At 68.0% G+C, this 18,951-nt stretch carries 20 protein-coding genes; 17 read left to right on the top strand and 3 right to left on the bottom strand.

What is annotated here, in order from left to right; all coding sequences use genetic code 11:
• Positions 1–644 (top strand): 5'-nucleotidase C-terminal domain-containing protein (locus H0W38_RS03175; protein ID WP_292451133.1); only part of this gene is annotated, 644 nt, incomplete at its 5' end.
• A gap of 95 nt (positions 645–739) precedes the next feature.
• The gene (locus H0W38_RS03180) at positions 740–1,120 is read left to right on the top strand and encodes a sensory rhodopsin transducer (RefSeq protein ID WP_292451135.1); all 381 of its coding nucleotides are present in this window, start codon (positions 740–742) and stop codon (positions 1,118–1,120) included.
• A gap of 21 nt (positions 1,121–1,141) precedes the next feature.
• Here the strand turns inward: H0W38_RS03180 and H0W38_RS03185 are convergent, their stop codons facing one another.
• On the bottom strand, positions 1,142–2,494 hold the full coding sequence (locus H0W38_RS03185) for an N-acetylmuramoyl-L-alanine amidase (RefSeq protein ID WP_292451137.1): 1,353 nt from the start codon (positions 2,492–2,494) through the stop codon (positions 1,142–1,144).
• Positions 2,491–2,961 (bottom strand): tRNA (adenosine(37)-N6)-threonylcarbamoyltransferase complex ATPase subunit type 1 TsaE, encoded by a 471-nt coding sequence (tsaE, locus tag H0W38_RS03190; RefSeq protein WP_292451138.1) that lies wholly within the window; start codon positions 2,959–2,961, stop codon positions 2,491–2,493. The genes H0W38_RS03185 and tsaE overlap by 4 nt, the downstream gene beginning before the upstream one ends.
• Here tsaE and queG point away from each other — a divergent pair.
• Complete coding sequence (gene queG / locus H0W38_RS03195; RefSeq protein ID WP_292451140.1) at positions 2,956–4,092, top strand: tRNA epoxyqueuosine(34) reductase QueG; 1,137 nt, start codon at positions 2,956–2,958, stop codon at positions 4,090–4,092. The two genes, tsaE and queG, sit on opposite strands and share 6 nt — an antisense overlap.
• An 82-nt stretch (positions 4,093–4,174) precedes the next feature.
• Here queG and H0W38_RS03200 read toward each other — a convergent pair whose 3' ends face one another.
• Entirely contained in the window at positions 4,175–5,077 is a 903-nt protein-coding gene (locus H0W38_RS03200; protein WP_292451142.1) for an AEC family transporter, read from the bottom strand.
• A gap of 211 nt (positions 5,078–5,288) precedes the next feature.
• Between H0W38_RS03200 and xerD the strand changes: the two genes are divergently transcribed.
• The 14 genes from xerD to H0W38_RS03270 all read left to right on the top strand — a co-directional run.
• On the top strand, positions 5,289–6,185 hold the full coding sequence (gene xerD / locus H0W38_RS03205) for a site-specific tyrosine recombinase XerD (protein WP_292451162.1): 897 nt from the start codon (positions 5,289–5,291) through the stop codon (positions 6,183–6,185).
• Positions 6,186–6,328: 143 nt separating this feature from the next.
• Positions 6,329–7,282: a S1C family serine protease gene (locus H0W38_RS03210; RefSeq protein ID WP_292451143.1), complete on the top strand. Its 954-nt coding sequence runs from the start codon at positions 6,329–6,331 to the stop codon at positions 7,280–7,282.
• A gap of 56 nt (positions 7,283–7,338) precedes the next feature.
• The gene (locus tag H0W38_RS03215; protein WP_292451145.1) at positions 7,339–8,388 is read left to right on the top strand and encodes a MoxR family ATPase; all 1,050 of its coding nucleotides are present in this window, start codon (positions 7,339–7,341) and stop codon (positions 8,386–8,388) included.
• Positions 8,385–9,344, top strand: coding sequence for a DUF58 domain-containing protein (locus tag H0W38_RS03220; RefSeq protein ID WP_292451147.1), 960 nt, complete (start codon positions 8,385–8,387; stop codon positions 9,342–9,344). Before H0W38_RS03215 ends, H0W38_RS03220 begins: the two co-directional genes overlap by 4 nt.
• A gap of 5 nt (positions 9,345–9,349) precedes the next feature.
• Complete coding sequence (locus tag H0W38_RS03225; protein WP_292451163.1) at positions 9,350–10,405, top strand: VWA domain-containing protein; 1,056 nt, start codon at positions 9,350–9,352, stop codon at positions 10,403–10,405.
• A 124-nt stretch (positions 10,406–10,529) separates the two neighbouring features.
• The gene (locus tag H0W38_RS03230; RefSeq protein ID WP_292451149.1) at positions 10,530–11,282 is read left to right on the top strand and encodes a phosphatase PAP2 family protein; all 753 of its coding nucleotides are present in this window, start codon (positions 10,530–10,532) and stop codon (positions 11,280–11,282) included.
• Between the two features lie 95 nt (positions 11,283–11,377).
• Positions 11,378–11,818: a hypothetical protein gene (locus H0W38_RS03235; protein WP_292451150.1), complete on the top strand. Its 441-nt coding sequence runs from the start codon at positions 11,378–11,380 to the stop codon at positions 11,816–11,818.
• The gene (locus tag H0W38_RS03240) at positions 11,815–12,048 is read left to right on the top strand and encodes a hypothetical protein (protein WP_292451152.1); all 234 of its coding nucleotides are present in this window, start codon (positions 11,815–11,817) and stop codon (positions 12,046–12,048) included. Before H0W38_RS03235 ends, H0W38_RS03240 begins: the two co-directional genes overlap by 4 nt.
• 75 nt (positions 12,049–12,123) lie before the next feature.
• The gene (locus H0W38_RS03245) at positions 12,124–12,258 is read left to right on the top strand and encodes a hypothetical protein (protein WP_292451154.1); all 135 of its coding nucleotides are present in this window, start codon (positions 12,124–12,126) and stop codon (positions 12,256–12,258) included.
• Positions 12,259–12,376: 118 nt separating this feature from the next.
• Positions 12,377–13,132 carry a ferritin-like domain-containing protein gene (locus tag H0W38_RS03250; RefSeq protein WP_292451164.1) on the top strand — a complete coding sequence of 252 codons (756 nt, stop codon included), beginning with the start codon at positions 12,377–12,379 and terminating at the stop codon, positions 13,130–13,132.
• Between the two features lie 43 nt (positions 13,133–13,175).
• Positions 13,176–13,700: a gamma carbonic anhydrase family protein gene (locus H0W38_RS03255; RefSeq protein ID WP_292451155.1), complete on the top strand. Its 525-nt coding sequence runs from the start codon at positions 13,176–13,178 to the stop codon at positions 13,698–13,700.
• Between the two features lie 16 nt (positions 13,701–13,716).
• On the top strand, positions 13,717–14,682 hold the full coding sequence (locus tag H0W38_RS03260) for an Hsp33 family molecular chaperone HslO (protein WP_292451157.1): 966 nt from the start codon (positions 13,717–13,719) through the stop codon (positions 14,680–14,682).
• 281 nt (positions 14,683–14,963) lie between these two features.
• The gene (locus H0W38_RS03265) at positions 14,964–17,822 is read left to right on the top strand and encodes a 2-oxoglutarate dehydrogenase E1 component (RefSeq protein ID WP_292451159.1); all 2,859 of its coding nucleotides are present in this window, start codon (positions 14,964–14,966) and stop codon (positions 17,820–17,822) included.
• 114 nt (positions 17,823–17,936) lie between these two features.
• The coding region (locus tag H0W38_RS03270; RefSeq protein WP_292451161.1) for a 2-oxo acid dehydrogenase subunit E2 at positions 17,937–18,951 on the top strand (1,015 nt) is incomplete at its 3' end.

The raw sequence follows: 18,951 nt of genomic DNA on the forward strand, positions 1-18,951 counted from the left end.
CGCTCGACATTGCGCCGGGCTCGATCACCGGTGAGAAGGGTCCCACGCGCGCCAACGCGGAGGTGGGCAAGCAGGCCGGCGACATCTCCCAGCTCGACATCGAGTTCTCGCTGCGCTTCAACAACGGCCTGTCGCTGCTGACGCTCACGGCTGTCGAACTCAAGGCGGTCGTCGAGCACGGCGTGTCGGACTGGCTGTCGGGCTCGACCCAGGGCAAGTTCCCGCAGGTCGGCGGCTTGCGCTTCAGCTTCGATCCGGCGCAGCCGGCCGGCTCGCGCGTGCGCACGCTGGTGGTCGCTGATCCGGACGGCGGCGGCCCGCTCACCGGTCCGCAGGTGGTCTATTCGGGCGGCGCCTTCCGGGTACCGGGTGCGACCAACTACCGCCTCGTCACGCTCGACTTTTTGGCCGGCGGCGGCGACGCCTATCCCTTCAGTGCGCTGTCGGCACCGAGTCGCGTCGATCTGGTGAGCGCCTCAAGCAAGGTGTTCGCGACGCCGGGCGGCGAGCAAAACGCGCTGGCGCAGTTTCTCGCCGCGACGTTTCCGCGGGCCACGCCCTACAGCGCTGCGGATGTCGCCGCCGACGCCGACACGCGCATTCAAAACGTTTCGCTGCGCGCCGACACGTTGCCGCAGAACTGAGCGCAATTGACGCGCAAGACAGGCCGGTGTCCGCCTTCGGCACGTGAGTTGCTGTCTTGCCGAGTCGGCAACTTTGCACGACCGGAGGAGAACGCTTGGACAAGACCATCGGCCGCACACGCTGGGCGATCGCGGAAGGCTATATCCCGGGCTGGAGCCATGGGACAGGGCCGGAGATGGCCAGCCACGAAACCGCCTGCCTGCTGAACGCTTCGGATCAGGACGCGCAGGTGCGCATCACCGTGTTCTTCACCGATCGGGAGCCGGTCGGCCCTTACCGGGTCACGGTGCCGGCGCGTCGCACCCTGCACGTGCGGTTCGATCAACTGAAGGAGCCGGAGCCGATCCCCGTCGCCACACCGTACGCGAGCGTGATCGAGTCGGACGTGCCGATCGTGGTGCAGCACACGCGGCTCGATTCGCGCCAGGCCGAGCTGGCACTGCTCTCGACCGTCGCCTTTGCCGCCGACGGCTGAGCCGCAACAAACCGCGCCGGCTTACAAGGCGCGTTGGCGCGCCAGCGGCGGGTTCTTGGCGAAGTAACGGTTGATGCCGGTGACCAGCGCTTCGACGAGTTGCGCTTGATAGCGCGGGTTGCGCAGCTTCTTCTCCTCGTCGGGGTTGGAGATGAAGGCCGTCTCGACCAGTATCGAGGGCACGTCGGGCGCCTTGAGCACCGCGAAGCCGGCCTGCTCGACCTGCTTCTTGTGCAGCCGGCCGACCTTGCCGATGTGGCCGAGAACCTCGGTGCCGAGCTTGAGGCTGTCGCGGATCTGGGCGCTGGTGCTCATGTCGAGCAGGGCGCGCTTTAGCGCAGCGTCCTGGCTCTTGACGAGGTTGACGCCGCCCACCATGTCGGCAGCGTTTTCCTTGTTCGCCATCCAGCGCGCCTCGACGCTGGTGGCGCCACGCTCGCTGAGCACGAACACCGAAGCGCCGCGGGCCTGCGGGCGAATGAAGGCGTCTGCGTGGATCGAGATGAACAGGTCGGCCTGCACGCGCCGCGCCTTGCGCACGCGCTCCTGCAGCGGCACGAAGAAGTCGCCGTCGCGCGTCATCATGGCGCGCATGTTGGGCTGGGCGTTGATGCGCTTGCGCAGCTGCTGCGCGATCTGCAGCACCACGTCTTTCTCGTAGAGGCCGCTCGGGCCGATGGCGCCGGGGTCTTCGCCGCCATGACCGGGATCGAGCGCGACGATGATCAGCCGCGCGGTCGCCTTGGGCTTCGCGCCGGGCTTGCCCCCGGGCGGGGGCGGCGCTGTGGCCACCGGTGACGCGGGCGGCTCGCCGATCTTCCCGATGAATTCACCCAGTGCATCGTTCACCGCTGACGCCGCGCGCTCGGCCTCGGCGGTGCTCAACGCGTCCGAACCGTCTGCTGCTGCCTTTTCCTGCAGCAGCGCAAGCAACGGATCACGCTCGATGGTCGGGTAGAGATCGAACACCAGCCGGTGGCGGTAGCCGGCCACGGGTTCCAGCGTGAAGACCTGCGGCTCGCTGGCCTGCTTGAGGTCGATGACCAGCCGCACCACGCGCGGCCGGTTCTGTCCGACGCGCACGCTGGCGATGAAGGGGTCGCCGTCCTCGACCTGCCCGACCAGTTCGCGCAGGGTCGGGCTCAGCTCCAGGCCATCGACGTCGATCACCACGCGCTGCGGGTTGCCGATCAGGAAATGGGTGGCGGCCAGTGCCGTGTCGGACTCGAGCGTCACGCGCGTGTAGTCGGCCGCGGGCCACACGCGCACGGCGAGGATGGTGGCGCCGAAGGCGATGTCGCGCGCGCCCAGCAACAGCACCAGCGCGCCGGCCTGTCGGATGAGCTCGCGGCGCTGCAGACCGCGCGCGGTCATCGCAGCAGCTCCAGGCCGCGCTCGGTGTAGGCAGACAGTTGCACGGCGCGTTGGTCGTCTTCGAGCGGCACGAGTTCCATGCACAGATCGGGAACCGGCAAAGTTTCACCGGCGTTCTGCGGCCATTCGACAAGCTTCAAGCCGGGGCCGGCGAAGATGTCACGAAAACCGGCGTCTTCCCACTCGCGCTCGTCCGCGAAGCGGTAGAAGTCGAAGTGCCAGACTGCACCACCAGTCAGTTCGTAGGGCTCGACCACCGCATAGCTCGGGCTCTTGATGCGCCCGCTGGCGCCGAGGGCGCGCAGCAGGTGCCGGGCGAAGGTGGTCTTGCCGGCGCCGAGCGGGCCTTGCAGTTCGATGAAGGCATCGCGCAGCGCTTGGCGCTCGGCCATGGTCTGTGCGCGAGCGGCGCAAGCGGCCTCGTCGGGCCAGTGTTCGCTGCGGGTTTCTAGAATCGGTGGATGCATCGAGCGCCGGTGGTCCTGGAGCGAGCAGCCGATCGAGAGGCTGTGCCGGACGACGTGTGGGTCGAGTTGCGCCGGGCGGCGCGCGAGCTCGGATTCTCACAGATCGGTGTGGCCGATGTCGATCTGGCGAGCGCCGAGCCGGGCTTGTTGGCGTGGTTGCAACAGGGCCTGCACGGCAGCATGCTTTACATGGAACGCCACGGCCTCAGGCGCGCGCGCCCGGCCGAGCTGGTGCCGGGCACCGTTCGGGTGATCACCGCGCGCATGGACTACCTGCCGCGAGCAACGAGCGACGGCTGGCAGGCGATCGCGTTCGAGCGGCTGCACCGGCCGACCGAGGCGACGGTGTCGCTCTATGCACGCGGTCGCGACTATCACAAGGTGATGCGCGCGCGGCTGCAGAAGCTGGCCGATGGTTTGGCCGAACGCATCGGGCCGTTCGGGCACCGGGTGTTCACCGATTCGGCGCCGGTGCTCGAGGTGGAGCTGGCGTCGAGAAGCGGCCTGGGCTGGCGCGGCAAGCACACGCTCGCGCTGTCGCGCGAGGCCGGCTCGATGTTCTTTCTCGGCGAGATCTATGTCGATCTGGCCCTGCCGCTCACCCCGGCGAGCGAGGCGCATTGCGGCAGTTGCCGCGCCTGCATCGATGTGTGCCCGACGCAGGCCATCGTCAGTGAACGACGGCTCGACGCGCGGCGCTGCATCTCCTACCTGACCATCGAGCACGACGGGCCGATCCCCGAGGAATTCCGCGCACCGATCGGCAACCGCATCTACGGCTGCGACGATTGCCAGCTCGTGTGCCCTTGGAACAAGTACGCGCAGCGCGCGAGCCTGCCTGACTTCGATGCTCGCGACGCCTTCGACGCGCCCTCGCTGCTGCAACTGTGGGCGTGGAACGAAGACGAGTTCCTGCGCCGCACCGAGGGCAGCGCGATCCGCCGGATCGGCTTCGAGCGCTGGCGGCGCAATCTCGCGGTGGCGCTGGGCAATGCCTGGCGAGAGACCGGCGACGCCGCTCTCTCGCGCGCGCTGAGCGAGGCGCGCGAGGCGGCCAGTGCGCTGGTGCGCGAACACGTCGACTGGGCGCTGGCGCAGCGCGATACACCCGCGCTCGAGCCAGGAAGCTGACCGTGCCGGCCGGTTGCTTTACCGATCTCGACCCGCAACGCGTTCTCGTGCTCCAGCGTACGAGAGCGGTCTGCCGCGTCTTTCAGCCAAGGCCGAACCGCAGCGCGATCCACGCCGGCAGCGTGAGCATGCCCAGCAGGGTGGAGATCGTCACCAGCCCGGCCACGAAGGAACCGTTGCCGCCCATGCGCACGGCCAGTACATAGCAGCTCGACGCCGTGGGCATGGCCGCGAAGGCGACCAGCACGGTGAGCTGCAGGGCCTGCAGCGACATCGCCAGGCCGATGGCCAGTGCCGACGCGGGCAACACCGCGTGGCGCAGCGTCAGCAGCGCCACGGCCAGAGGCGGCGAGGCCTTGAGGCCGCCGAGCTGCAGACCTGCGCCCACTGCCATCAGGCCGAGCGGCAGCGCGGCCTGACCGATCCGCTGCAAGGTGGTGCCGACCGGCTCGGGAAACGTGAGACCGGCCAGATTGGCGAGCAAGCCGGCCAGTGTGCTGACGATGAGCGGGTTGCGCAGCAGCTCGCGGCCGAGGTGGTGGCCGCCGTGGCGGGCCAGGGGCAGGACGGCGGCCGCATTGCACAGCGGCACGCAAACGGCCACCAGCACGGCCATCTGCGCCACGCCGGCGGCACCACCGAGGCGCTCGGCCATGGCCAGGGCGATATACGAGTTGAAGCGAAACGCGACCTGAGCGCCCGACGCGTGCAGCAGCGGATCCGCACCGCGCCAATACTTGAGCGCATAGGCCAGCGCGATGCCGAGCGTGACGGTGGCCAGGCCCGCGCCGCCCAAGGCCGCGGCCTCCGCTGGATCGAGCGGGTTGCGCACGATGGAGGTGAACAGCAGCACCGGAAACAGCAGGTGGTAGACCAGCTTTTCGGTCGATTCCCAGATCGGCCGGTTGAGCACGGTGTAGCGGCAGACGAGAAAGCCGACGACGATGAGCAGGAAGTCGGGCAACAGGAGCAGTACGTCGCGCATGCGCGGAGGTTACCGGCCCGAGCGATGAGTGCTTTCCACAACCGGCAAGAGTTCTGCGCGGGCGCGGCCTCCCGCCCCATCATCAAAGCTCAAACCCGAATAACGGAACGCCGTCGCGTGCAAGCCTGTGCGAAAGCCGCCTCGGGCGGCTTTTTTCTTTGGGCACACTCTCGCAGTGACCGATGCCCCGCCCCCGTTGCCTGTGCCACCGCTGCCGTCGGAGAGTGCCGCGGCGATCGACCGCTTTCTCGATGGCCTGTGGACTTCGGACGGCCTCTCGGCCAACACGCTGGCCGCCTATCGCCGCGACCTGACGCTCTACGCGCGCTGGCTCTACGGCGCCACCGGAAAGCCGCTCGACACCACCACCGAAGTCGATCTTCGTGGCTACGCGCTGGCACGCCACAGCGGCACACGGGCGACCAGTGCGAACCGCCGTCTCACGGTCTTCAAGCGCTATTTCCGCTGGGCGCTGCGCGAACACCGGCTGAGCGCCGATCCGACCCTCAAGCTGCTGGCCGCCCGGCAGCCGCTGCGCGTGCCGGGAACGCTCAGCGAGGCGCAGGTCGAGGCGCTGCTGGCGGCGCCGGACGTGCAAACGCCTCTCGGCCTGCGGGACCGCGCCATGCTCGAGCTGATGTATGCGAGCGGGCTGCGCGTGAGCGAGCTGGTTACGCTCAAGACCGTCCACGTCGGCCTGGCCGAAGGGGCCCTGCGGGTGATGGGCAAGGGCGCGAAGGAGCGGCTGCTGCCGTTCGGCGAAGAAGCACACGGCTGGATCACGCGCTACCTGATGCAGGCGCGTGCCGCCATCCTTGCGGGACAGGCCAGCGACGCGCTGTTCGCTACCGCGCGCGGTGGCGCAATGACGCGGCAGGCTTTCTGGTTGATCGTGAAAAAGCACGCCCGCGCCGCCGGTATTGCGGTCGCGCTGTCGCCGCACACCCTGCGCCATGCCTTCGCGACACACCTGCTCAACCACGGCGCAGACCTGCGCTCCGTGCAGATGCTGCTCGGCCACGCAGACATCTCCACGACGCAGATCTACACGCACGTGGCGCGGGAGCGGCTGAAACTTCTCCACGCCCAGCATCATCCGAGGGGATAAAAGCGCCGGTTCGAGCACGCGGTTATCGCCTCGCCGCCCCGAATATCCCGACCGGCGTTCTCCCGGCCCGCCGCGTGCTACTGTTTTCCCTGCGTGCTGCGCTCCGCTCGACGGGTTGCGGCTCCGCTCAACCGGGAGCACCGATGAAAAAGGCCACGCTCTACAGCCGATCGCCCCGCACGCAGGCGCGTCGCGCGCCGGCTTCCGCCGCAGCGCCGGTGTTCGCCGATGCAGCGCCGGCAAGTGCGCAGCCGAGCCGCACCGAGCGGGCAGAAAAGCCGCCCGGCCGCTTGCGCAGCGCGTTGTCGCGTCACCCGCGCAGCAGCTTCTTCGCTGCGGGGCTGTGCGCAGCGCTGATCGGCGTGGTGCTCCAGGCGGCCCTGTTGCAGCCCGCGGCGCAGCGGCTGACGCAAGACGACGTCGATGCGGCTGTGCTGCACACGCTGGAAACGCAGGCCTTGCCCTCCCGGCCGGCGCGTGCCGCCGCCGCGGTGATGCCCTCGGTCGTGCGGGTGCGCACCGGCGCGCCGCACGAGCGCCGCCCGCTCGACGAACCGGGCCACGGCGGCACCGGCACCGGGGTGGTGATCGTCGAGGACGGCACCATCCTGACCAGCCTGCATGTGGTGGCCGGCGCCGAGCGCATCACCGTGACGTTTTTCGATGGCTCCGAGTCGGACGCGGTGCTCATGAGCGTGCGCCCCGAGAGCGATCTGGCCGTGCTGCGCGCGCGCCGGTTGCCCGACGACGTGCGGCCCGCCACCCTGCGCCCCGCCGCCAGTCTGGTGCCGGGCGACGAAGTGGTGGCGATCGGTTTTCCATTCGGCATTGGCCCGAGTGTTTCATCGGGCGTGGTGTCGGGGCTGGGCCGCCAGCACCGCGCCGAGGACGAGCGGCCGCTCCTGTCCAACCTGATCCAGTTCGACGCGGCCGTGAACCCCGGCAATTCGGGCGGGCCGCTGATCACGATGGACGGCCAGGTGGTCGGCATCGTGGCGGCGATCCTCAACCCGACCGACCAGTCCTTCTTCGTCGGCATCGGATTGGCCGTGCCGATCGAGGACGCCGCCGCCGTGGTGGGTGTGCCACCGGCCTGACGACCGCCCGTTTTTCCGTTTTCATTTCCCATCCGCTTCGCTCCGAGGACCACCGAATGCCCGCCCACGAACTCCGTCCCGACGATGTCGCCGCGCAGATGCAACGCGTGCTTTACGAAGTGAAGAAGGTGGTGGTCGGCCAGGACCAGTTCCTCGAACGCGTGCTCATCGCCATGCTGGCGCAGGGCCATCTGCTGGTCGAAGGCGTGCCGGGACTGGCCAAGACGCAGACGGTCAAGACGCTGGCGCTGGTGCTGCGGGGCCAGTTCAAGCGCATCCAGTTCACGCCCGACCTGGTGCCGGCGGACCTGATCGGCACGCGCATCTTCAATCAGAAGACGGGCGAGTTCTCGACCTCGCTCGGGCCGGTGTTCACCAACCTGCTGCTGGCCGACGAGATCAACCGGGCGCCGGCCAAGGTGCAGAGCGCGCTGCTCGAGGTGATGCAGGAGCGCCAGGTCACCATTGCCGGCGAGACGCACCGCGTTGCCCAGCCTTTCCTGGTGATGGCCACACAGAACCCGATCGAGACCGAAGGCACCTATCCCTTGCCCGAGGCGCAGGTCGACCGTTTCATGATGAAGGTGGTGGTCGGCTACCCGAGCGAGGAGGAGGAGTTCGTGATCGTCGAGCGTGTCATCGGCGAATGGCCCGACGTCGCGCCGGTGCTCGGCGCCGACGAGTTGGCGGGGCTGCAAAGAGCGTGTCGGCGCAGCTTCGTCGAGCCGTCGCTCATTCAGTACGCCGTGAAGCTGGTCGCCGCCACCCGCAAGCCCGCCCAGCACGGCCTGGCCGAGCTGGCACCGCAGATCGCCTTCGGCTGCAGCCCGCGCGCCAGCATTCACCTGATCGAGGGCGCGCGTGCCCTGGCGTTGCTGCGCGGGCGCGATTACGTGCTGCCCGAAGACGTGAGCGAGTTGGTGCCCGACGTGCTGCGCCACCGCTTGGTGCTGTCCTACCAGGCGCTGGCCGAAGGCGTGAGCGCCGACGACCTGATCGCCACGCTCTTGCGCAAGATCCGCCCGCCGGCGACGCCGCTGGCGTCGCGGGGGTCGTTCGCCGCGCCGGCTTCGGCTGGCAACGGCGCTTCGGTGCCGATGCAATGAACAGCGCCACGCTGAACCTGCCCGACGCCGAGCGGCTGCTGCTGCGGCTGGAGTGGCGCGTGCTTCGGCGCCTGGACGGTGCACTGCACGGCGACTACCGGGGCCTGCTCCTCGGCGTGGGCGACGATCTCGCCGACCTGCGCGAATACCAGACCCACGACGACGTGCGCCACATCGACTGGAACGTCACCGCCCGGCTGCAGACGCCCTATGTCCGTGAGTACCACGAGGACCGCGACCTCACGGCCTGGTTCCTGGTCGATTTGAGCCCTTCATCCGACATCGGCGCCCGGGCCAGCCGCGGTGCGGTTGCGCTGGATTTCGTTGCGCTGATGGCGCGGCTGCTCACGCGCCGCGGCAACCGCGTGGGGGCGCTGCGTTATCGGCGGCATGTCGACGCGGTGGTGCCAGCGGGCAGCGGCCGGCGGCATTTGCTGCGGCTCGTCCATACGCTGTCGCAGCCCACAGCCGCGCCGGCAAAGAAGGCCAAGGCCACCGCGCCCGTCGGCGGTACCCGCCTGCACGAACTTCTGGACGCCGCGCATCCGCTGCTCAAGCGCCGCGCGCAGGTCTTCGTGATCTCCGACTTCCTGAGCGAGCCCGGCTGGGAGCGCCCGTTGGCTCGACTGGCGCAGCGCCACGAGGTGCTGGCCGTGCGTCTGACCGACCCGCTCGACGACGAGGTGCCCGACCTCGGGCTGGTGCTGATGGGCGATGCGGAAAGCGGCGAGCAGATCGTGGTCGACACGCATGACCGCGGCTTTCGGGTTCGCCACGCGAAGGCCGTGGAGCGGCGCGAGCAGGCGCTGCAGGAAGCACTGGCGAGCGCCGGCGTCGACACCTTCGAGCTTTCGACCGAGGACGACCTGGCGGAGGCTTTGACCCATTTCGTGCAGTTGCGCCGACGTGTCGCCCAGCGCCGCGGCGGAGCGGCCGGTGCGGGAGCCGCGTCATGAACCTCATCACTTTCCAGTGGCCCGAGTTGCTGTGGGCGCTGCTCGCGCTGCCGTTGCTTGCCATGCTCTACGTCTGGCTGCTGCGCCGGCGCAAGCGCGTCGTTTTGCGCTACGCGAGCCTGGCCATGGTCAAGGAGGCAGGGCAGGGCGCGGCCTGGCGGCGGCATGTGCCGCCCCTGCTTTTCCTGCTGGCTCTGACGGCCCTGCTGGTCGCCCTAGCGCGGCCGCAGGCGGTGATGAGCCTGCCCTCGCAACAGCAGACGGTGATCCTGGCGATCGACGTGTCGGGCAGCATGCGCGCCGACGACGTTCTGCCCACGCGGCTGGAAGCGGCGCAGGCTGCGGCGCGAACCTTCGTCGCCGATCAGCCTGCCAACACGCGCATCGGCGTCGTCGCCTTTGCGGCCACCGCGCAACTCGTGCAGCCGCCCACGCGCAACCGCGAAGACGTGGTCGCGGCCATTGACCGCTTCCAGCTGCAACGCGGCACCGGCATCGGCAACGGCTTGGTGGTGTCGCTGGTCACGCTGTTCCCTGAACTCGGACTGGACATGGAAGCCTTGCAGGGCGCCCGCTCCGGCGGCAACCGCTCGCGCGCCTTGCCGATGCTGCCGCGCGAGAGGGAGAACACCGAACCGGTCCAGGCCGAGCCCGTGCCGCCGGGCTCGTACGACGAGGCGGTGATCATTCTGCTCACGGACGGTCAGCGCACCACCGGCCCCGACCCGTTGGCGGTCGCCAAGCTGGCAGCCGACCGGGGCGTGCGCGTGTACACCGTGGGCATCGGCACCAAGGAAGGGACGACCATCCACTTCGAGGGCTGGTCGGTGCACGTCAAACTCGACGAGGACACGCTCAAGTCGATTGCCTCCCTGACGCATGGCGAGTACTTTCAGGCCGGCACCGCCACGGACCTGAAAAAGGTCTACGAGACGCTGAATTCGCGCATCGTTCTCGAAACGCGGCAGACCGAAGTCACCGCGCTCGTGGTGGCCGGGGCGCTGGTTCTGCTGCTGCTTTCGGCGGGCCTGTCGGTGCTGTGGTTCCACCGAGTGCTATAGGCCTGCAAGCCCGGGCAAAAGCATCCGGCGAGCGCGGCATCGGCATACGCCCGTGGCGCCCCGCACGGGGTGCCGGTCCACCGTGGTGTTGCAGGGCGGTCGTGTGCTTCGCTTAAGCTGAGCCATGGATTTCAGCGATTCGATGCGGCCCATCGGCGGCTGGCACCACCGACTCGGCCCACGTGTGCGCACACTCTGGTTCGCCAAGATGGCCGGCACGACGCTCGGCATCACTGCGTTCTTCGTCGCCTACTTCTGGGTGCTGCAGCATCCTTTCTTCACGGTCACCACCATGCCGCTGATTGCGCTGGATCGGTGGGTGGCTTTTCGGCCCGAAGCTTTCGTTCTGTACGTATCGCTCTGGGTTTACGTTTCGCTGGGGCCCGCGCTGCTCAAGGACAGCCGCGAAGTCATTTCCTATGGCCTCGCAACGGGCGGTCTCAGCCTGGCGGGGCTGAGCGTCTTCGTGCTCTGGCCGACGGCGGTGCCCGACTTTGCACTCGACTGGTCGGCTCATCCCTCGCTCGCGTTCCTGAAGACCGTCGATGTGGCCGGCAACGCCTGCCCATCGTTGCACGTCGCGTTCGCTGTTTTCACCGCCTTGTGGCTGGAGCGAATACTGCGCGAGACGGGCGAACGGGGCACCGTGCGCGGAGTCAACGCTCTGTGGTGCCTGGGCATCGTTTATTCCACGCTGGCAATTCGCCAGCACGTTGCACTGGACGCGCTGGCCGGTGCGGCGCTGGGCGCCGCCGTTGCGCTGCTCCACATGCGCAGCCTGGACCGTGCAGTGCGCCGGGCCGGCGCTCGTGCGGACGCGGTGCGCTCAGCGGGTGACCCGGCGGCTCCGGGCGTCACGCCGGTGCTGCCGCACTGAAAGCCGGCGGGGGTCGATCCGCCCGTGTTCTCGGCTCGCGCACCACCCGGTTGAGCGGTGCCTTGTGCCTCGCAGAAGCCATGGGATGCACGCCAATGCGAACCGTTCCGATCGTCTTGTGCATCGACGTCGAGCCCGACGAGCGCGAGACGGACCCGTTTCGACCGGTGGACTGGAAGGGTTTCGAGGCGGCGCTCGAATGCATGGACGCGCTGCGGCCGCGGCTCGCGCAGCACACCGGCGCGCCGGTGTGCATTTCCTGGTTCCTTCGCATGGACCCTCAGGTCGAACAGACCCTACGGCAGCGCATCGTGGGTCGTCGAGCGCTACCAGAGGCCTTTGCGCGACGGGACCGCTCGGGCGACGAACTGGGCCTGCATGTCACGCTTGGCAGTGGCGGCCCGAGCGCAGCCGCTGGTTTGTCGACAACGGCGATCAGGCCTGGGTCGACCATTGCCTGCAACTGGCCTTCGACGCCTATCACCGAGCTTTCGGGCGACCCTGCCGTTCGTTTCGCTTCGGCGACCGCTGGATGAACGACGCGACCCTGGCCATCTTGGCGGCGCTGGGGGTCCACTATGACCTGACCATCGAGCCGGGCCGCAAGTCCGGCCTGCCGGCCGACGTGGACGCGCGGCCGAGCGGCGGCATGCCCGACTACACCGACGCGCCGCTGGGCTTACCGGCCGTCGCGCGACGATTGCCTGCGGCCGGACCGCTCGTGCGAGCACGCGCTGTGGGAGAAACCGCTCAGCACTGGTCGTGATGTCGGGCGCTGGGCCGGCGTCAAGCGGGCAGCCCGGGCGGCGGGCATCGACCTGCAGCGCCGGCACGACAGCCATTGCCTTTATGGCCTACGCGCACGCGCGGCGCAGGCCGCTGCATCGAGCAGAACCTGGCGTTCGTGATGGCGCACAGGGACGTGGCGCGCTTTCGCTTCCTCTGGCCGAAGGAGACGATCGAAGCGCTCGGTTGATGGTCGCGGCCGCGGCCTTCGCTTCGGCACACCGTAGCGCTCGTTCTTTATCGCCACGGGGCGATCGGGAACTTAGACTCGCACGGTGATCACGCTCAGGAATCAGGCCTTCGGGCCGCTGCTCGCCACCAGCGCGGACCACAAGGCGAGCCTGACGCGGGCGCTTCGCAGCGATCTGCCGGCCGGGGCCGATCAGGAACTGCCCGAGCCCGCCGGCATTCCCGGTCGTCCCTCGAAGCCGCAACTCGTACCGCACACGCAGCTCGAACAGCGCTCGATGGCCAGCGCACAGGGCAGGGCAACGCTGGTTCATGCACTGGCCCATATCGAACTGAACGCCATCGATCTGGCGCTCGATGTTGTGTGGCGCTTCCCGAAGATGCCGGACGACTTCTATGGGCAGTGGCTGGGTGTGGCACGGGAGGAAGCGCTGCACTTCCAGCTCTTGCGCGACCACCTGCGCTCGATGGGGTACGACTACGGCAGCTTCCCCGCACACAACGCGTTGTGGGAGATGGCCGAGAAGACCAAACACGATCTTCTCGCAAGGATCGCCCTGGTTCCCCGCACGCTCGAGGCACGCGGCCTCGACGCGTCACCGCCCATCAAGGCCAAGCTGGTCGGGGCGGGCGATCACAAGGCAGGCGCGATCCTCGACGTGATCCTGCGTGACGAGATCGGGCACGTCGCCGTGGGCAACCAGTGGTACCGATGGCTTTGCGAAGTGCGTGGTCTCGACCCCATCGGTACCTATGCAGAACTGGCGAAGAAATACGAAGCACCGCGTCTGCGAGGTCCCTTCAACATCGAGGCGCGCAGGGCGGCTGGCTTCGACGAGGCGGAGATTCGACTGCTGGAAGCTCCGCGAGACTGACACGGCCTGCCTCCGTAAACTCGTCGCTTTGCCGGAGTGCCGCATGGCCTTGTTCCAGCTCGATGGGCGCGTTCCGCAAGTGCATGACGGCGCGTACGTGGCCGACAGCGCCGAGTTGATCGGCGCCGTGGAGATCGCGCAAGGTGCCAGCGTGTGGTCGCAAGCCACCTTGCGCGGCGACAACGAGCCGATCACCATCGGCCGCAACTCCAACGTGCAGGAGGGCAGCGTGCTGCACACCGATCCCGGATACCCGCTGGTCGTGGGCGAGGGCGTCACCGTTGGCCACCAGACCATGCTGCACGGCTGCACCATCGGCGACGGCGCGCTGATCGGCATCCAGGCGGTGGTGCTCAACGGCGCGAAGATCGGCCGCAATTGCCTGGTCGGCGCCGGCGCGCTGGTCACCGAAGGCAAGGAGTTCGCCGAGGGCATGCTGATCCTGGGCAGCCCGGCCAAGGCGGTGCGCCCGCTCGTAGAGGCGGACCTTGCGCGCATGCGGCAGGCAACGCAGAGCTATGTCGATCGGGCGCAGCACTACAAGACCGCGTTGAAGCGCATCGATTGACCACCATCTGCGACCGATGAGCGAACTCCACAGATTTATCTTCGAGGGCATGCCGGTGCGCGGCATGCTGGTGCGCCTGACCGGCGCCTGGACCGAGCTGCTGCAGCGTCGCGAGAAGGCCGGCGGCTACCCCGAGCCGGTGCGCGATCTGCTCGGCGAGATGGCTGCGGCGGGCGTGCTGATGCAGGCCAACATCAAGTTCGACGGCGCGCTGGTGCTGCAGATCCAGGGCGACGGGCCGGTGCGGCTGGCGGTCGCTGAAGTGCAGCCCGATCTGGCATTGCGTGCCACCGCCACGGTGACCGGCGAGGTGGCGCAAGGCGCCGGGCTCGAAGCGCTGGTCAACGTGGGCGGGCAGGGCCGCTGCGCGATCACGCTCGATCCGAACAACAAGCAGCCCGGCCAGCAGCCCTACCAGGGCGTCGTCGGTCTTCATGGAGACCGGCGCGAGCCGCTGCAGCAGCTCTCCGACGTGCTGGAGCACTACATGCTGCAGTCCGAGCAGCTCGACACCAAGCTCGTGCTTGCCGCCGATGGTCAGGTCGCCGCGGGTCTGCTGATCCAGCGCCTGCCGGTCGAGGGCAGTGGCAACCTCGGCGAGAAGAACGAGGACGGCATCGGCCTGAGCGAGGACTATCGGCGCATCGCGCTGCTGGCCGGCACGCTGACCCGCGACGAACTGCTCCTGCTTCCCGCCGACAAGCTGCTGCACCGCTTGTTCTGGGAAGAAACGCTGCGCCGCTTCCCCCCGCTCGAGGGCGCGAATGGTCCGCGCTTCGAATGCCGCTGTTCGCGCCAGCGTGTCGCGCAGATGCTGCGCAGCCTGGGCCGCGAGGAGATCGATGGACTGATCGAAGAGCGCGGCACGGCGGAAGTGGGCTGCGAGTTCTGCGGCGCGCAATACCGCTTCGATGCGGTGGACGTCGGTGAGGTCTTCACATCGCCCCGCGACCAGCCGCCGGCGCCGGATGCGGTGCACTGAGCCGCAGGCAACGGCATCCGCACGGGCCCGGCTGCCCCGCGCGGGAAACCGCAACGGCCCGGAAATCCGGGCTGCGACGCGTGTCGATCGGCGCTGGGCGCCTTTCGCGAATAGGTCCCGGTGCTACAGTCACCCCCGCAATTCGGTCCTTCCCGTCCCCTTTTCTGGTTCAGTCGAACAAGCAAAGGCGGGTCGCAATCCGCCAACCGGTTCAGCCGTGTCGCGGAAGGTTTTTTCATAACCAGCCAACGCCCCGCAGACCGGGGCAAAAGGTGAGCGAAATGATGCAGCACCACCGCTCGAACTCGTACCTGTTCGGGGGCAACGCGCCCTATGTCGAAGAGCTGTACGAGGCCTATCTGGACAATCCGGGCTCCGTGCCCGAGAACTGGCGTTCCTACTTCGACGCCCTCCAGAACGTTCCTGCGGGTGACGGCTCCGAAGCCCGCGATGTTGCCCACGCCCCGGTCATCGAATCGTTCGCGCAGCGCGCCAAGGCCAATGCCTTGGCCGTGAAGGCGAGCGTGACCGAGTTGGCCGTCGCGCGCAAGCAGGTTCATGTGCAGTCGCTGATCGCGGCCTACCGGTCGCTGGGAGCACGCTGGGCCGACCTCGACCCGCTCAAGCGCGCCGAGAGGCCTAGGATTCCCGAGCTCGAGCCGGCGTTCTACGACCTGAGCGAGTCCGACATGGACATCACGTTCAGCGCCACGAACACCTACTTCACCACCGCCGAGCAGCAGACGCTGCGCGAGATCGTGCAGGCGCTGCGCGAGACCTACTGCGGCACGATCGGTGCGGAGTTCATGCACATCACCGAGCCGGGCGAGAAGCGCTGGTGGCAGGAGCGCCTGGAGCGCATACGCTCCAAGCCCAGTTTCAGCGCGGAGGAGAAGTCTCACATCCTCGAGCGCCTCACCGCGGCCGAAGGCCTGGAGCGCTTCCTGCACACCAAGTACGTCGGGCAGAAGCGCTTTTCGCTCGAAGGCAGCGAGAGCTTCATCTGCTCGATGGACGAACTGCTGCAGCGCGGCGGCGAACTCGGGGTGCAGGAGATCGTCATCGGCATGGCGCACCGCGGCCGGCTGAACGTGCTGGTGAACACCTTGCGCAAGGCGCCGAAGGATCTGTTCAGCGAGTTCGACCACACCGCCAAGGAAGACCTGCCCTCGGGCGACGTGAAGTACCACCAGGGGTTCTCGAGCGACGTCACCACCCGCGGAGGCCCGATCCACCTGAGCCTGGCCTTCAACCCCTCCCACCTCGAGATCGTCAACCCGGTGGTCGAAGGCTCCGTCAAGGCACGGCTGGACCGCCGCGGCGACGCGGAAGGCGACACGGTGCTGCCGGTGCTGGTGCACGGCGACGCGGCCTTCGCCGGCCAGGGCGTGGTGATGGAAACCCTCGCGCTGGCCCAGACGCGCGGCTACTACACCGGCGGCACGGTGCACCTCGTCATCAACAACCAGATCGGCTTCACGACCAGCGATCCGCGCGACTCGCGCTCCACGCTGTACTGCACCGACGTGGTCAAGATGATCGAGGCGCCGGTGCTGCACGTGAACGGCGACGACCCCGAGGCGGTGGTGCTGTGCACGCAGCTCGCGCTCGACTACCGCCAGGAGTTCAACAAGGACGTGGTGGTCGACATCATCTGCTTCCGCAAGCTGGGTCACAACGAGCAGGACACGCCCTCGATGACCCAGCCGCTGATGTACAAGAAGATCGCGGCGCATGCCGGCACGCGCAAGCTTTACGCGGACAAGCTGGTGACGCAGGGCACGCTCAAGCCCGAGCAGCCCGACGAGATGGTCAAGGCCTACCGCGCCGCGATGGAAGCCGGCAGGCACACCACGGACCCGGTGCTCACCAACTACAAGAGCAAGTACGCAGTCGACTGGTCGCCCTATCTGAACAAGAAGTGGACCGACGCGGCCGACACCGCGCTGCCCTTGGCCGAGATCAAGCGCCTGGCCGAGCGCATCACCACCGTGCCGGACACCTTCAAGGTCCATCCGCTGGTCGAGAAGGTGCTAGCCGACCGCGCCGCCATGGGTCGGGGCGACATCAATGTCGATTGGGGCATGGGCGAGCACCTTGCGTACGCCTCGCTCGTGGCGAGCGGCTATCCGGTGCGCCTGTCGGGCGAAGACTGCGGGCGTGGCACCTTCACCCACCGCCATTCGGTGTTGCACGACCAGAACCGCGAAAAGTGGGACGAGGGCACCTGGACGCCGCTGCAGCACGTCGCCGAAGGCCAGGCGCCGTTCACCGTGATCGACTCCATCCTTTCGGAGGAAGCGGTGCTCGGCTTCGAGTACGGCTACGCCTCGGCCGACCCCAACACGCTGACTGTCTGGGAGGCGCAGTTCGGCGACTTCGTCAACGGCGCGCAGGTCGTCATCGACCAGTTCATCGCTTCGGGCGAAGTGAAGTGGGGCCGCTCAAATGGCCTCACATTGCTGCTGCCGCACGGCTACGAAGGCCAGGGTCCGGAGCACAGCTCGGCGCGCCTGGAGCGCTTCATGCAACTGGCTGCCGACAACAACATGCAGATCTGCCAGCCGACCACGGCCAGCCAGATCTTCCACCTGCTGCGCCGCCAGCAGGTGCGCATGTTCAGGAAGCCGCTGATCATCATGACGCCGAAGTCGCTGCTGCGGAACAAGGACGCGACCTCGCCGCTGGCCGAGTTCACGCGCGGCGAGTTCCGCACGGTGATCGGCCCGTCGCGGCCCGATCTCGACCCCGTCAAGGTCAAGCGGATCATCGCTTGCTCCGGCAAGGTGGCCTACGACCTGATCAAGCGGCGCGACGAGAAGAAGGCAATGGACGTGGCGATCCTGCGGGTCGAGCAGCTCTATCCTTTCCCGCACAAGGCGTTCGCCGCCGAGCTGAAGAAGTTTCCGGGCGCCAACGAGATCGTGTGGTGCCAGGACGAGCCGCAGAACCAGGGCGCGTGGTTCTTCGTGCAGCACTACATCCACGAGAACATGGTCGAGGGCCAGAAGCTCGGCTATGCCGGCCGGCCGGCCTCGGCCTCGCCAGCGGTGGGATATGCGCACCTGCACCAGGAGCAACAGAAGGCCTTGCTCGACCAAGCCTACGGCAAGCTCAAGGGCTTCGTTCTCACCAAATAGCGTTATTGCGGCGCGAATGCGCCGCAATATCTCGCGGCGTTCGACCGGCTACAGGCCGCTCAACGCCGCGGGATCGGGGCGATGCCTCGGCCGAACCTTTTAAGAAAGAATTTCATGGCGATCATTGAAGTCAAGGTTCCTCAACTGTCCGAGTCGGTTGCCGAGGCGACCTTGCTGCAGTGGAAGAAGAAGCCCGGCGAGCCGGTCGAGATGGACGAGATCCTGATCGAGATCGAGACCGACAAGGTCGTGCTCGAAGTGCCGTCACCGGCCGCGGGCGTGGTCGCTCAGCTCGTCAAGAATGACGGCGAGAGCTGCGTCGGCGACGAAGTCATCGCCAAGATCGACACCGAAGGCAAGGCGTCGACGGGCGGCGAAGACCAGATCAAGGCCGTGCCGCCCGGTGAGCCCGCGCCGGGGGCCAAGCCCGGTCTCCCTGCCGACGTGGCCGCTGCCGCCCAGACCAAAAGCGACATCGCCATGCCGGCGGCCGCCAAGCTGATGGCGGAGAACGATCTGTCTGCCGGCACGGTGACAGGGACGGGCAAGGACGGCCGTGTCACCAAGGGCGACGTGCTGGGTGCGCTCGAAGGGGGTGCGAAGGCGAGCGCCGCACCGGCCGTTGCTCCCCAGGCGGCGGCGCCAGCGCCGAAACCCGCCCAGCCCGCTCCGGCCAAGCCGGCGCTGCCTCAGGTGAGTGCCCCACCGGCGCCGAAGCTGAGCGAGCGTCCCGAGCAGCGCGTACCGATGTCGCGACTGCGCGCGCGCGTGGCCGAGCGGCTGCTGCAGTCGCAGTCGTCCAACGCCATCCTGACGACCTTCAACGAGGTCAACATGGCCCCGGTGATGGAAATGCGCAAGCGCTTCCAGGAGAAGTTCGAGAAAGAGCATGGCGTCAAGATCGGCTTCATGAGCTTCTTCGTGAAGGCGGCGGTAGCCGCACTCAAGAAGTACCCGGTCATCAACGCCAGCGTGGACGGCAACGACATCGTCTATCACGGTTACTTCGACATCGGCATCGCGGTCGGCTCGCCGCGCGGGCTGGTGGTGCCGATCCTGCGCAATGCCGACCAGATGAGCTTTGCCGACATCGAGAAGAAGATCGCCGAGTTCGGCCAGAAGGCCCGGG

Origin of the sequence: Methylibium sp. (assembly GCF_013817365.1) — a bacterium.
GTDB lineage: Bacteria > Pseudomonadota > Gammaproteobacteria > Burkholderiales > Burkholderiaceae_C > Methylibium.

What these genes read in the sequence shown, in the direction of transcription:
- H0W38_RS03235 (WP_292451150.1), top strand. Translation starts at nt 11,378, where the DNA reads ATGCGAACCGTTCCGATCGTCTTGTGCATCGACGTCGAGCCCGACGAG.
- H0W38_RS03260 (WP_292451157.1), top strand. Translation starts at nt 13,717, where the DNA reads ATGAGCGAACTCCACAGATTTATCTTCGAGGGCATGCCGGTGCGCGGC.
- H0W38_RS03185 (WP_292451137.1), bottom strand. Translation starts at nt 2,494, where the DNA reads ATGACCGCGCGCGGTCTGCAGCGCCGCGAGCTCATCCGACAGGCCGGC.
- H0W38_RS03240 (WP_292451152.1), top strand. Translation starts at nt 11,815, where the DNA reads ATGAACGACGCGACCCTGGCCATCTTGGCGGCGCTGGGGGTCCACTAT.
- H0W38_RS03200 (WP_292451142.1), bottom strand. Translation starts at nt 5,077, where the DNA reads ATGCGCGACGTACTGCTCCTGTTGCCCGACTTCCTGCTCATCGTCGTC.
- H0W38_RS03210 (WP_292451143.1), top strand. Translation starts at nt 6,329, where the DNA reads ATGAAAAAGGCCACGCTCTACAGCCGATCGCCCCGCACGCAGGCGCGT.
- H0W38_RS03230 (WP_292451149.1), top strand. Translation starts at nt 10,530, where the DNA reads ATGGATTTCAGCGATTCGATGCGGCCCATCGGCGGCTGGCACCACCGA.
- H0W38_RS03215 (WP_292451145.1), top strand. Translation starts at nt 7,339, where the DNA reads ATGCCCGCCCACGAACTCCGTCCCGACGATGTCGCCGCGCAGATGCAA.
- tsaE (WP_292451138.1), bottom strand. Translation starts at nt 2,961, where the DNA reads ATGCATCCACCGATTCTAGAAACCCGCAGCGAACACTGGCCCGACGAG.
- queG (WP_292451140.1), top strand. Translation starts at nt 2,956, where the DNA reads ATGCATCGAGCGCCGGTGGTCCTGGAGCGAGCAGCCGATCGAGAGGCT.
- H0W38_RS03255 (WP_292451155.1), top strand. Translation starts at nt 13,176, where the DNA reads ATGGCCTTGTTCCAGCTCGATGGGCGCGTTCCGCAAGTGCATGACGGC.
- H0W38_RS03265 (WP_292451159.1), top strand. Translation starts at nt 14,964, where the DNA reads ATGATGCAGCACCACCGCTCGAACTCGTACCTGTTCGGGGGCAACGCG.
- H0W38_RS03220 (WP_292451147.1), top strand. Translation starts at nt 8,385, where the DNA reads ATGAACAGCGCCACGCTGAACCTGCCCGACGCCGAGCGGCTGCTGCTG.